This window comes from Litoribrevibacter euphylliae (assembly GCF_042646085.1).
Taxonomy (GTDB): Bacteria; Pseudomonadota; Gammaproteobacteria; order Pseudomonadales; family Litoribrevibacteraceae; genus Litoribrevibacter; species Litoribrevibacter euphylliae.
Genome location: NZ_JBHRSZ010000002.1, coordinates 687,902 through 701,024 on the forward strand (window position 1 = coordinate 687,902; position 13,123 = coordinate 701,024).

Consider the following 13,123-nt stretch of genomic DNA (forward strand, 5'->3'; position numbering starts at 1 on the left):
TATGACTACTGTTTGAGTTAATTCATCGTAATAGCAAAAGGGGGAGCCTGCTCCCCCTCTGCTTTCGCCTTTCATTTTCACAAGTAAGAGTTAGAAAGCACTGTACATCGCTTGTTCTTGTGTATCGATTGTCGCGACGACCACTTTATTCCGGCCACTGCTTTTGGCTTCAGACAACGCACCTTCCGCCATATTCAGAAGCTCTTCCACCGTTGTAATCATCCCGGTTTCAAACAAGGCAACACCGATACTGGCCGTGTAATAAATCGAGTGCCCGTTATATTCAACGGCTTTACTGCACAGCTTCTTACGAATCCGTTCCAAAATCTCATAGGCTTTAGACGCGTCCATCTCCGGCAACAACAAACAAAACTCTTCGCCGCCAAAACGAGCGACAAAATCGCTTTGCCTCAACATATCGTCTAACGAGATAACCAAATGTTTTAGCACTGCATCACCGACAGTATTCCCATACTCATCGTTTATTTGCTTAAAGTGATCCACATCCAACAGAGCCAAAGCAAAGCAACCCGATCTGCGAGTTGTCCTGGAAAGTTCAGCGATTGCCAACTCCTGAAGTGCTCTGCGATTGTATGCGCCAGTCAATGGATCTCGTGAGGTAAATTCTTTGTATTGTTGTTGATAGCGATCCAAAGCAATCTGAGTATGTTCGTGTTGATCCTGCTCATGAACTAACGCAAGCTGATTTTCAATGACATTGCTCATATGATCGAACACTACCATTAGCTCAGAAGTAAACTCTCTAGGTTGAGTATCCATAACGCTTAACGTGCCAAACACTTGCCCATCCGGCCAATGAATTGGCTTACCTAAATAACACCTCATATTATGATTATCATTACTTGCCTCTAACGCCTCGATATACACCGTCTTATTTGAATCCACCACACGGCGACATAGATCATCTTTATTAAAGGGTAGGCGCTCTTTTAAGAGAAAAGGATTATCTTTGGATTTGTTAATAACGCGTACCGTACATGTTTTTTTGGTAACAGCCGTAATCATACACGCCGAAACCTGCATCAGTTGCGCCACGAGATTTGCACTGTCTTGCCAAGAATCCAACGTGTCTGCCGGTATATGTAATGAATTCACGGATTAGCCTCTATTTTCAGGTTCTATTCCTTTAATCAGTAAAGTCCATCCCTTTTTTAAATCTAGTATGAACATTCAATTTATGATGTATAGATTGAAGAAAACTGCCTGCCGTATCAGGCAACAATGCGTATTCGTATGCGTTTTAGATTAGTTACAGAGCACTCGAACATCATCATTTAGCCATCCCATGAGGGAGATCAAATCATGACGGGCAAGATCCATCATCTCAATTGCGGCACTCTCAACCCGTTCAGCTCTCGTTTTTTATTTCCTGCCAACGGTTTCAAAGACACGCGTTTCTTAGTCAATCACTGCCTATTAATAGAGACAGGAAAAGGGTTGGTTTTAGTGGATTCAGGCTTAGGCCGTCAGGACATCGAACGTACTGACATCACCCTTGGTAAAGTACGTCCCGCAGTCATTCAACCGGCATTACTTAAAATCGAATGTGCAATCAATCAAGTAGAAAGACTCGGTTACAACCGGGATGATGTTCGGCACATCGTATTAACTCACATGGATTTTTTACAAACCGGCGGTTTATCCGATTTTCCAAATGCCACCATTCATGTCATGCGAAGGGAATTTGAAGCGGCCAATGCCCCACAAACGCTATTGGAGCGCTGGCGCTATGTTCAGGCACACTGGCAACACAGTGCTAAATGGAAACTGCATTCGTGTGTCGGCGGCCTTTGGAAGGGGCTGGAATTTTCTCCGGTATTCCCTGACACCGATGATATCCTGCTGATCAGTCTTCCCGGCCATACTCGCGGCCATTGTGGCGTCGCCATTAAAAAGCCTACAGGCTGGCTACTGCATTGCGGTGATGCCACCCTCAACATCAATCACATCAAACAACCACAAAATTATTCAGTAAACGGATTTGTAAGCGCATCGCTGGAATGCTGTCGAGCAGATCGTCTTCACAGCCTTCAAAGACTAGCAACATTAGCTGAAGCACTTTCGAACAATAAAGAGTCTCAAGCGAGTGATCCAGAACGCATTGATTTCGCTTGCAGTTTGGATCCTGACAACTTCTATCAATTACGCTTTAATCCGTCGTCTGATGTACCTGAAGCTGATCAATCACAGCTTTCATTTCCTCTGCAGGCGGCACCTCAAGATGAAGTAACTGCTTAGTCACCGGGTGCTCCATTTCTAGCTTAGTTGCTGCCAGCAGTAAACGATGACACGATAGCTTCTCACGAAACATTCGATTGTGTGATCCCTGACCGTAACGAGTATCACCAATAATGGGGTGTGCTATGTGGTCCATGTGTTTACGGATCTGATGACGTCGCCCGGTTTTAGGATACACCTCAACCAAAGAATAACGGGTCGTTTGAAACTTTCCTGAAGGCCATGGCATCTCATAGTGCGCTAGCGTTTGATATTCTGATACCGCATCTTTGGCTTCATGAGTTACGCCTTGACGAAGCAAACGTCTATCATCAACAGGGTCACTGAGCGGATGATCAATGACACCAGACTCAGTGTACCCACGAACAACACACTGATAGGTTTTATGTACCTGGCAATGTTCAAACTGTGTAGAAATTTCAGCTAAAACCTGTTCGCTCAATGCAAACACCAAAATTCCCGACGTAGGTCGATCCAAACGATGCACGGGATATACTTTTTTACCAATCTGATCTCTCAATAACTGTAAGGCGAACTCCTTCACCCCATGAGCCATCTTAGATCTATGTACCAATAAGCCGGACGGTTTATCTATCACAACCATGTCATCATCTTGGTAAATAATCTTTAACTGCGTCATAAACTAAACCATTTCAACTTACACAAGCTCACTCAAATCGAATAACGCGAGCAAAAAATACAAAAACGTGCTATTAATAGCCACCAAATCGCCTGATACTTTGGAGACAGTTTAAATGTGGGAACAAATATGGCAACAAGGCCTGCTAGGAACTAACTTTTGGCACTTCCTGGCTGCATTGCTGATCATGACACATCTGACCATTCTTAGCGTGACTATCTATTTGCATAGATTTTCTGCACACAGATCATTAGAGCTTCATCCAGCCGTCCAGCACTTCTTCCGCTTCTGGGTTTGGCTAACCACAGCTCAAAGTACCAAAGAATGGACCGCCATTCATCGGAAACATCACGCCAAATGCGAAACCGAAGAAGATCCACACAGCCCTGTTGTCAAAGGCCTTCGTACCGTCTTACTTCGTGGCGCCGAACTTTACCGCGAAGCAGCGACTGAAGAAACCCTTAAAAAGTATGGAAACGGTACGCCAGACGATTGGCTAGAGCGCCGTATATATACGCCTCATAAAATGAAAGGGATTTTCTTACTATTAGCGATCGATATTTTAGCCTTCGGCCCGATCGGAATTACTTTGTGGGCCGTTCAGATGCTTTGGATGCCAGTATTTGCAGCAGGTGTTGTTAACGGCCTTGGCCACTACTGGGGTTACCGCAACTTTGAATGCAGCGACGCAGCGACTAACATCTCTCCTTGGGGCATCATCATTGGCGGTGAAGAACTTCATAACAACCACCACACCTACCCAAATTCAGCAAAACTGTCTGTTAAACCTTGGGAGTTTGACATTGGCTGGATGTGGATTCAGATTTTATCCTTCTTCAAACTGGCCAAAGTTCGCAAAGTAGCACCGATTGCGGTGAAAGATTCAAGTAAGCAAGCATTGGATCTAGATGCCGCTAAAGCAGCAGTTCACAATCGCTTCCAAATCATGTCTGCTTATACCAAAACGGTTATTAAACCTGCCATTAAAGAAGAACGCGCTAAAGCCAGTGATGAACTGCAACGCTTGTTCAACAAGGCCAAGAAAGTGCTTTGCCGTGATGAAAACTTACTCAGTGACAAGTACATCCAACAGCGTGACCAGTTACTGGATTCTCATGACATGTTGAGCGAGATTTATAAGAAGAAGCAAGAGCTTATGGAGATCTGGGCGAAGCGCTCTAAAGGTGGTGAAGAACTTCTGAACGCATTAAAACAATGGTGCCATGAAGCTGAGCAATCAGGCATTGATCGCTTAAAAGAGTTCGCAGAGCAATTGAAACTGTACACGTTAAAAACCGCATAATCTGAAAGAAATACCTTCCGCCTTCCGGCCTGTCTTCGCCGGAAGGCGTTTACTACCAAATTAACAGTTATCTAAACCATCTCACCGCCGCCGCAGATACACCTTCTCGAAGATTACGCTTAGACTCGGTCTCTGATAAACTAACTTGCTTAAATCACTTCCCAATGTTTCAGAGCATCCCAATGACAGATACTTCTTCACAAGCACAAACGATTCATAAAAAGCTCACCACAGGTTTCAAAATCTATGGAGGTTTGCTTTGGGCTATCTTTCTGATTGGAACAATCTTAGCCCCATCTTTAATGGGCGTATCGGATGATGACGTAAAACATCTGGCGTCGCGCTCATTTGTTGTTTTATTGCTTGCTTACTTCATCCCTTACTTCATATCTTGGAAATTGTTTGAGCGAAAATTCGGCCGTGTGCCCGATGAATCTCACAAGAAATAAATCTTATTGGGCAGGAGTACTCCTCTAAAGAGTACAAATAACACTCTATCCAATGATAGTATGATCAGTTAATCATTCGAATAATAATACGTGATCTATGCTTATCGAGAGGCAATCTTTCGAGCTCAGCATTAAGTTCAATTTAAAAGAACCTAGAGCCAGGTGTACTCAATGGATAATGAAAGCCAGCAAGAAAATTCTCCCGAGAATAAACGCCTTTTCTTGCTTTACACAAACTCATTGAAGTCAGTTCCAGCCACAATTTTGAACAGCAGTATTCTATTAGCTCTGTTCTGGACAAAAGTGCCCTGGCTGACCATGTTGATCTGGTACACCCTCATGCTGTCGGTCTCCATTTACCGATTACAGCAGGTTCGCAAAGCGTTAAAGACCAAGAGTTATCTTAAGTTACATCCGAAGAAAGCACTCAACCAATTTATTCTGGGCTCCTCTATTACCGGAGCCATCTGGGGTGCTAGCTTTGTACTATTCAATTTCTACACGGATGAAGCCTACAGTTTGCTGATGATCTGGATTGCCTCAGCAACCGCAATGGGCGGGAGCATGAGCTTAGCGCCATCACAACGGGCACAAAATATCTTTGTTGGATTAATTTTCCTGCCTGCAGTAGTAATGAACATATTTTCAGGCAATGAATTCAACATCACCATGGGCACGCTGTGCATTCTGTTCTTGATCGTACTCATCATGCTAGGAAATACCTTCTCTAGCTGGGTCAATGAATCACTCACCTTGCAGGCGCAAAACCAGGAATTACTTCAGTCGCTTCAACAAAAAAATGAACGCCTAGAAACCACAAATTCCGAGTTAATCAAGACAAAAGAATTCCTGACAGAACAAACCATGAGCGACCCGTTAACCGGCATCGCCAATCGTCGTAGCTTTGATCACACCTTGATTAAAGAGTGGAATCGCTGCCTTCGCCGCCAGTATCCTCTGTCCTGCATACTGATCGACATCGACTATTTCAAACGCTTCAACGATCATTACGGACACCAAAAAGGTGACGAACTTCTGAGAGAAGTAGCCAATATCATTTCCAGCCAGGCTACTCGAGCGGACGATCTCGTCGCTCGCTATGGTGGAGAGGAGTTCATTGTCATTCTCAGCAACGCTTCTCATGATGACGCCGTTATGCTGGCAGAACGAACACGCAAAGCCATTTTGGATGCAGAGCTGGAACACAAGAACAGTGAAATTTCTGATCGCATTACGATCAGTGCCGGTGTGGCAACTATCACTCCCACCAACATCCAGGATTGTTACGAAATTGTCCACAAAGCAGATGAGAAACTCTACGAAGCCAAGAACAATGGCCGTAACCAAGTTTGCTAATGAATCCTAGCAAATTCAGGCAATAAAAAAGGGAATCGATTGATTCCCTTTTTTATTGCTTAACCGGCTTTACTTCACTAACGCATCAACATCATCAATTTTCTGTTGAAGCTGTAAGTAATCATCCGCCAAGATATTCACGTGCCCAACCTTTCGCTTAGGCTTGATATCTTTACCGTACCAATGAACATGCACATCATGCATTGCCATTGCGGAACGATCCACGTCATGACCTACTAAGTTATACATAGCACTCACTGAGCGGTTATCGGTAACCCCTAGAGGTAAACCCGCAATGGCACGAATATGGTTTTCAAATTGGCCGGTGACACAACCTTCCATCGACCAATGACCAGAATTATGAACACGCGGCGCAAATTCATTCACCACCAATCCATCTTCCGTTTCAAAGAACTCAATGGACAACACACCAACATAGTTTAGTTTTTCCAATAACTTCTGAGCATACCCTTGAAGGTTTGCTAGCTTTTCATCGGATAAATTAGGAGCTGGCGCCACACTCAGATGAAGAATTCCATCGCGATGATCGTTTTCGGCAGGCGAGTAAAAAACGCAATTTCCAACCTGATCACGAACACTGATGATTGATAGCTCACGAGTAAAGTTAACAAACGCTTCCGCAATGTATTCATTTACACCCGCGTAACTGGTTTCCTGGCAGGCTTCGCCCATTTCAGGAAACAGCTTGTCAGCCAACTCAGATAACTCTGCTTCAGAAGTAACGCGATACTGTCCTTTTCCGTCATAACCTAAAGTCGTGGTTTTCAGGATAAAAGGGATGCCTACTTCGGTTGCGGCATCCAGTAAGGAAACACGATCATCAACCTTACTAAACCGAGTAACCGGCACACCAAGATCAACGAACAACTGCTTTTCACGTAAACGGTGCTGACTGTAATACAGGGCATCCTTCCCAGGATACAAAGGCTTACGCTGCACAATATACTCAGCAAGCTCTAACGGAACGTTCTCAAACTCATAGGTAAACACATCATGTTCATCGACAAACTTTTTAAGCTCGTCGGTCACCTCAAAAGGCGCGTTATACAAACGTGCAACCTGACCACCGCAGGAATCTTGAGTCGGATCGTAAAGACCAAACTCAATACCCAAAGGGTATCCAGCAATCGCCATCATACGACCAAGCTGACCACCACCGAGTACACCAATTTTCATTCCGCTATACCTCAATAAAACTCAAGCTAAATCGACGATAAATTATTGATTTCTAGGATCAGGATCTGACAGCACTTTGTCTGTTTGTTCCTGACGGAATTGAGCAACGGCCTGACGAATTTCGTCGTTTTCAAACTGTAGCATCTGAGCCGCTAAAATCGCTGCGTTAGTTGCACCAGCACGACCAATGGCCAAGGTACCTACCGGCACGCCTGCTGGCATTTGAACGATGGATAATAAAGAGTCTTGTCCACTTAATGCTTTCGACTGAACAGGAACCCCCAGTACAGGAAGATTCGTTTTAGAAGCTGCCATACCCGGAAGATGAGCCGCACCACCCGCGCCAGCGATAATGACACGTAAACCACGCCCTTCTGCTGTCTCTGCATAAGTCATTAACTTATCTGGTGTTCTATGAGCTGAAACCACTTCAACTTCATAAGGAACCTTGAGTTGCTCAAGCATAGATACTGTGTGTTCCATGGTGCTCCAATCAGACTTGGATCCCATAATCACGCCAACAAGAGGTGTCATACTGTTTCCCTCATAACCTGTTCATTTAACAAGTACGCGTTTCAAATGCTATTAACTACACCTGGACACCAATTGCATCCTTATTCCATCAGACTGTACAGAGGTTAAATCTGCATCAAATCGGGGATGGAATCATGTAATGAATTACCGAAAAACCGCACTTCTGAAAAGAAGCCGGGCATTATAGTTAACCCGTACTCCAATGTCGCCCATTTCACTTAAAAAAGCGCAACTTTTGATCAATATATCGAAATAAACAGATAAATCGGCAGGAAAGGCCTAATTACCTGACCACTCAGTCAATTTATTCTTTAATTTCATTGCCTTATCTCAACAAAACACAGCATTCATTGATTATAATTTGAATATCCAAGCAATACTGCATCGCCAGCAAGGATCAGATCATGTACACGACATCAAAACTGATTGCGGAACAAGGCTTACCTCAATTCTTTCTAGACGGAACCCAGAAGTACTCATTTAATGCAGAAAAGATTTTCCAGGATTTTTATATATTGGGAAAAGAAACGCATGAATATGATGGCAAAGCAGCATCCGACTTAACGGACAAAGCGCTTGTGGTGATTGCAACACACAAACAAGCCGATTCCATAAGCCGTCAGGAGGTTCATCAGGTCATTACTGATCTCTTGTACATGAACGGGTTCGCCAATGCCGCGATTTATGTTCAGCAACGACAACAACTTCCGTCTTAACATCCTTCCCGCTCACTCAGCCACTTTAGCTTGATCGAACCGCTCTGAGCCTCTTATTGATTGCTCAGAGCCTCAGTCCAATCTTCAGTTAACTGAATCAGGGCTGACGGATGATTTAAGGTATTACAACTGACTACCTGTTGTGCACCGGATTCCTTTAAAAGTGCAATGCAATCATCAGAAAACAGAGGATGCACACCAATGCACACCGGCGCTTTCATATCACATTGAATCAAGTTCACAACCGCATTCGCCATGGTGCGTCCAGTAGAAATAATGTCATCCACCAGCACGGGTGTAAAACCTTTAAAATCGGCCCTTTTAGGAAGACTGACAGAGACATCACGATCACCCGAGCGCTCCTTCAGCAGAACTTCATACGAACATCCAACCAAAGACGCCACGTCTTGTACCCACTGTTGACTTTCAATATCAGGGCCAATGATCACCGGATTATCCACAGACTGTTTGATCCAGCGTGCAATGGCAGGAGCAGCTGGAACAATGCGCGTTGGAATACTGTAAATCTCAGACAACGCATCGTAACGATGCAAATGAGGGTCAGTAGTAATCAGCCAGTCGAACGAAGCACTGATCAACTTAGCAAAGTGCCGAGAAGTCACACATTCACCCGGTTTAAAGCGAATGTCCTGACGCATGTAGGGAAGATAAGGAATCAGCATACCCACCGATGTGGCACCGAGTTCTTTAAGGTTCTCAGCCATGTAAATCCAACTCAAGAACTGTTGATCCGGCTGAACGCCGTTGATCAGAAGAACACATTCCCGATCAGCCACATCACTGAGTACATTTAGATAGGTTTCACCATCAGGAAAACAGCGCTGTTCAAATTCACCGCTTTCGGACGCACACCCGCTAATTAATTCTTGAGCCGTTTTCGCGTCCCATCCCATATTAAACACAATTCGACTCATACTGTTTCTCCTGAAACCTGACAACAATCACTGTGCTGATTGAGAAAATCCAACGCATAATCCATTTCACCTTTCGCATTAGCATGCAAACGAAATAAAGGCTGCCCTTTTTCTACACGATCACCCAAACGCACCAACACATCCACACCCGCTACTTTTGAATTAGGCGCACCAGCTAAACACGCCAATTGTGCCAAACAACGGTTATTAAAGTGCGTCACAATCCCTGATTGAGCAGCACAATACTCAAATTGGTGGGATGACGTTGGAATCTCGTTAAAACCACCTTGCGCCTCACAGATCGCCTTGAACTTGTCATAGGCGGCTCCACTTAACAACACCCCTCTGGCTTTATCTTGGCCTTTTCCAGACTCACAAACCTCAGCCAGTTCCAACATTAACCCGGCGAGATAAACGGCTCGATCTCTGAGATCTTCAGGTGCTTGATCAGAGTTTTGAAGCACCCACAACACATCACGGGCTTCTAATGCAGGGCCAATACCTCGCCCTACCGGTTGGCTTCCATCCGAGCGATGGACCACCACATGCAAGCCTAATCCTTGACCTGTACTGATCAACTTTTCTTCCAGCTTTTTCGCTTGTTCAAACGACCGTACCTTGACTGTCGGCCCCACCGGAATATCAATTAACACATGTGTCGATCCGGCGGCTACTTTCTTGGATAACACCGAAGCAACCAACTGCCCTTCACTATCAAGATTCAACGCACGCTCGATTCGGATGATAATGTCATCAGCCGGACTAAGGCTGACCGAACCACCCCAAGCCAAACACGCACCTTCGGTATCAACGACCGTTTTCATCTGATCCTGAGTTAATTCCACATTGGTTAACACTTCCATCGTGTCTGCGGTCCCCGCCGGTGACGTGATCGCACGAGACGATGTCTTAGGCATGGTCAGTCCACACGCCGCAACGATAGCCACGACAATAGGGGTTGTACGATTCCCGGGAAGGCCACCTACACAGTGCTTATCCAGCACCATGGTTTGATCCCAAGACATTTGCTCACCCACATTAATCATGGCCTGCGTTAATGCCAAGGTTTCAGGGTTGGATAGACGATCAGCGGTACACGCAGAAACAAACGAAGAAAGCTGGATGTCAGAATAACGACCCGCCTGTATATCTTTGACGATCTCATAACACGCAGAGTAATCCAGCTCACCACCATAAAGCTTGCTGCGTACATGAGACATAGAATTGACCGGCTGTGCATGCTTAATAATGACCGCTTCATCGCCATTTAAATTTAGCGCCAGCCAAGCCGCTTCCGAAAATCCCGCCTGATGCGAAGAAATCAAACCATTGTGGGTGATATTAACGGTAGCAATGATGGCATCACTGCCACTGTCCACACAAACACGAGAATGAGAAGTAAAACCTTCAGACTGCACCACATGACAATCGGCATTGAGATAAACAATTCGTTCTTGATGGCTATCAATACCTAATCGAAGAACATCTAATCCTTTGATTTTTTTCATTATTCCTTCATTAACAAAACGATGAGCACAACACTCATAACTCAAAAGTACAATCACTATAGTTGATCTTAATCCGATAACACTAACTTAGATCAATTAAGAAACCTATGAATCAGCCTAAGGAACCTCAAGGGCGCGCGTTTTACTACGAAGTTTTATTTTTTAGGCACATGCCTTACATCACTAGCTCTATAATCCTGGCCGGCTATAAAAAAGATGAGCGCGTAGGCTTCTTATTATTTCACTTAAAAGAAGTGGTAGGTAATTATTGTGACAGTATCGTGCATAACGGATTTCAAGCGCCGAGCCAAAAGGGCTACTGTACGGGTTATCTCAAATAGCTCCCACCCCCCACAGAGTATTTATAAATCCCGGGGAGAGTTTGGCGTCTGACATATTGAAGGGACAAATTGAAAGTCAATTAAGCATTCCCACGGAATGAGCCACCGAAGGTCAACTAATCAATTTATAAATCAGTGTTAAGGAACCTCTGAATAAGTCTCTCTCTGCTCAGGCCTATAAGAGAAATGTCTATTTGAGGCGCGGTTTTGAAGGCATAACGGGTTACGTCAAAAAGCCGCAACAAAAAAGAGACATTTCTCTTAAGGCCCCGAAGGGCGGGGCTTTAAAAACGTTATTACTGGTAACCACGTTATGTGTTGAACTTCTTGAAAAGGTCTAGACATTCTCTACGAAATTCGCCTTGTTCTAACATTTTTCTAGCGCCCGCTGCGCTAGAGCGGACTTGTCCAGAGGTTCCTTAATTCCCTAGCAAAGATTCGAGCCACACATGATCTTCTGAATCTAAGCTATCCAAAAGCTCTGGGTGAGACGACAAAATACCCGATAACTGTTGCTCAGCTAAATAATGTCCGCCTTTAGCTGCCACCATCAACAAAGAGAAAACCTCACTCTGATCATCATTCAAACCATGCGCTTGTTGCATCATTAAATCCGCCAATTGATAACTGGCTTTTACGTCCCCTTGCTGGGCCGCGTACTTCAGATATTCAACGCCCTGCTTTTTATCCCATGGAGTTACCCCTCGAAAAACCAGAATATGGCCATACATGGAATTGGCCATCAAATGCTGACGATCTGCACAGAATTGAAATAGTCGCATCACTTGTTGGTGACGCTTTTCAGAACCTTTGGGATAAAACGAGTGAAAGAGTTTGCTGGTAAACCAAAACACTAGATTCACCAACCACGGTTTGTTAAATGAAAGCGGCTGCTTAGGTTGATTACTCGTCTCACAACAACTCATAACGGCATTCTCTCCGAGCCTTGATTAGATGAATGATTCAGACAATGAATTAACTTCTGATTCAAAAAGGATGGTAACTGACTTACTCATATATCAGCAAACAAACATACTAATAATTATGTTGAGCAGCCACTGCGAAAATTCTACACTGCCGACGAACGCTTGGATACATATCACCTATTTCTTGGAACAGGGACCGTTGCATGGACGACAATCAAATTACTTACCCCTTTGTGATAGGCCATAGAGGTGCCGCAGGTTACGCGCCGGAAAACACGCTTGCCTCTTTGGAACTAGCGTACAAACTGGGGGTGCGTTTCATAGAAGTGGATGTGATGTTAACCGCGGATAATCACGCCATCATTTTTCATGATCACACCCTAGATCGAACCACATCGTTGAAAGGTAAGGTGTCACACCATAATTGGTCTCAATTGCAAGGCCAGGACTCTGGCAGCTGGTTTCATCTTGACTATGCTAATCAAGGCATTCTACACCTTAAGGATTTGATCAACTTCGCCAATGAGCATCCTGATTTAATCCTGAATATTGAACTCAAGCCGCGATTGTCGAATTCCATCAAAACCACGTCGCTAGCCATTCAACAACTCAAAAAAGACGTCCAAAATCCAGAACGCTTAATACTGTCGAGCTTTGACGTATTAGCGCTAAAAACAGCACAAATGTTGTGGCCAAAATGCTATCGAGCTTTGAACCTCGAAACCCGATACCCAGGATGGTCAACCATCGCAAAAAACCTGAAATGCAAAGCGATACACATAGATCAACAACAAATCACCTCAGGATTTATACAACGATGCCACCGAATGAACATGGCCGTTCGTTGTTTCACGGTAAATGATCCATCACGAGCCAGACAACTCAAAGCGATGCAAGTCGATGGTTTATTCACCGATAAACCTGCAGACCTATTCAGCCATATCTTTTAATGGGCTTAT

13 protein-coding genes are annotated in these 13,123 nt (G+C 44.4%); 6 read left to right on the plus strand and 7 right to left on the minus strand.

The window, feature by feature from the left end:
* Positions 1–90 precede the first annotated feature (90 nt).
* Positions 91–1,116 carry a sensor domain-containing diguanylate cyclase gene (locus ACFOEK_RS04755; RefSeq protein WP_386716930.1) on the minus strand — a complete coding sequence of 342 codons (1,026 nt, stop codon included), beginning with the start codon at positions 1,114–1,116 and terminating at the stop codon, positions 91–93.
* Positions 1,117–1,323: 207 nt separating this feature from the next.
* On the opposite strand from ACFOEK_RS04755, the gene ACFOEK_RS04760 reads away from it, so the two are divergent.
* Positions 1,324–2,259, plus strand: coding sequence for an MBL fold metallo-hydrolase (locus ACFOEK_RS04760; RefSeq protein WP_386716933.1), 936 nt, complete (start codon positions 1,324–1,326; stop codon positions 2,257–2,259).
* Here the strand turns inward: ACFOEK_RS04760 and ACFOEK_RS04765 are convergent.
* Positions 2,171–2,899: a pseudouridine synthase gene (locus tag ACFOEK_RS04765; RefSeq protein ID WP_386716935.1), complete on the minus strand. Its 729-nt coding sequence runs from the start codon at positions 2,897–2,899 to the stop codon at positions 2,171–2,173. The genes ACFOEK_RS04760 and ACFOEK_RS04765 overlap by 89 nt on opposite strands.
* A gap of 115 nt (positions 2,900–3,014) precedes the next feature.
* Between ACFOEK_RS04765 and ACFOEK_RS04770 the strand changes: the two genes are divergently transcribed.
* From ACFOEK_RS04770 to ACFOEK_RS04780, 3 genes are all read left to right on the plus strand, one after another.
* The gene (locus ACFOEK_RS04770) at positions 3,015–4,202 is read left to right on the plus strand and encodes a DesA family fatty acid desaturase (protein ID WP_386716938.1); all 1,188 of its coding nucleotides are present in this window, start codon (positions 3,015–3,017) and stop codon (positions 4,200–4,202) included.
* A 182-nt stretch (positions 4,203–4,384) separates the two neighbouring features.
* Positions 4,385–4,651 (plus strand): hypothetical protein, encoded by a 267-nt coding sequence (locus tag ACFOEK_RS04775; protein ID WP_386716941.1) that lies wholly within the window; start codon positions 4,385–4,387, stop codon positions 4,649–4,651.
* 171 nt (positions 4,652–4,822) lie between these two features.
* Positions 4,823–6,007, plus strand: coding sequence for a GGDEF domain-containing protein (locus ACFOEK_RS04780; protein ID WP_386716944.1), 1,185 nt, complete (start codon positions 4,823–4,825; stop codon positions 6,005–6,007).
* A 69-nt stretch (positions 6,008–6,076) separates the two neighbouring features.
* Here ACFOEK_RS04780 and ACFOEK_RS04785 read toward each other — a convergent pair whose 3' ends face one another.
* Both ACFOEK_RS04785 and purE read right to left on the minus strand, forming a co-directional pair.
* Positions 6,077–7,204, minus strand: a complete 1,128-nt coding sequence (locus tag ACFOEK_RS04785) for a 5-(carboxyamino)imidazole ribonucleotide synthase (RefSeq protein WP_386716947.1) — start codon at positions 7,202–7,204, stop codon at positions 6,077–6,079.
* A 42-nt stretch (positions 7,205–7,246) separates the two neighbouring features.
* Positions 7,247–7,738 (minus strand): 5-(carboxyamino)imidazole ribonucleotide mutase, encoded by a 492-nt coding sequence (gene purE / locus ACFOEK_RS04790; protein ID WP_386716950.1) that lies wholly within the window; start codon positions 7,736–7,738, stop codon positions 7,247–7,249.
* Positions 7,739–8,142: 404 nt separating this feature from the next.
* Between purE and ACFOEK_RS04795 the strand changes: the two genes are divergently transcribed.
* Complete coding sequence (locus ACFOEK_RS04795; RefSeq protein ID WP_386716953.1) at positions 8,143–8,454, plus strand: hypothetical protein; 312 nt, start codon at positions 8,143–8,145, stop codon at positions 8,452–8,454.
* Positions 8,455–8,507: 53 nt separating this feature from the next.
* On the opposite strand, the gene ACFOEK_RS04800 is transcribed toward ACFOEK_RS04795, so the two are convergent.
* From ACFOEK_RS04800 to ACFOEK_RS04810, 3 genes are all read right to left on the minus strand, one after another.
* Positions 8,508–9,389, minus strand: a complete 882-nt coding sequence (locus ACFOEK_RS04800; protein ID WP_386716956.1) for a ribose-phosphate diphosphokinase — start codon at positions 9,387–9,389, stop codon at positions 8,508–8,510.
* Complete coding sequence (locus tag ACFOEK_RS04805) at positions 9,386–10,897, minus strand: thymidine phosphorylase family protein (RefSeq protein ID WP_386716959.1); 1,512 nt, start codon at positions 10,895–10,897, stop codon at positions 9,386–9,388. Before ACFOEK_RS04805 ends, ACFOEK_RS04800 begins: the two co-directional genes overlap by 4 nt.
* Before the next feature lie 760 nt (positions 10,898–11,657).
* Complete coding sequence (locus tag ACFOEK_RS04810) at positions 11,658–12,164, minus strand: tetratricopeptide repeat protein (protein ID WP_386716962.1); 507 nt, start codon at positions 12,162–12,164, stop codon at positions 11,658–11,660.
* Positions 12,165–12,367: 203 nt separating this feature from the next.
* Between ACFOEK_RS04810 and ACFOEK_RS04815 the strand changes: the two genes are divergently transcribed.
* Positions 12,368–13,114: a glycerophosphodiester phosphodiesterase family protein gene (locus ACFOEK_RS04815; protein WP_386716965.1), complete on the plus strand. Its 747-nt coding sequence runs from the start codon at positions 12,368–12,370 to the stop codon at positions 13,112–13,114.
* Positions 13,115–13,123: the final 9 nt, after the last annotated feature.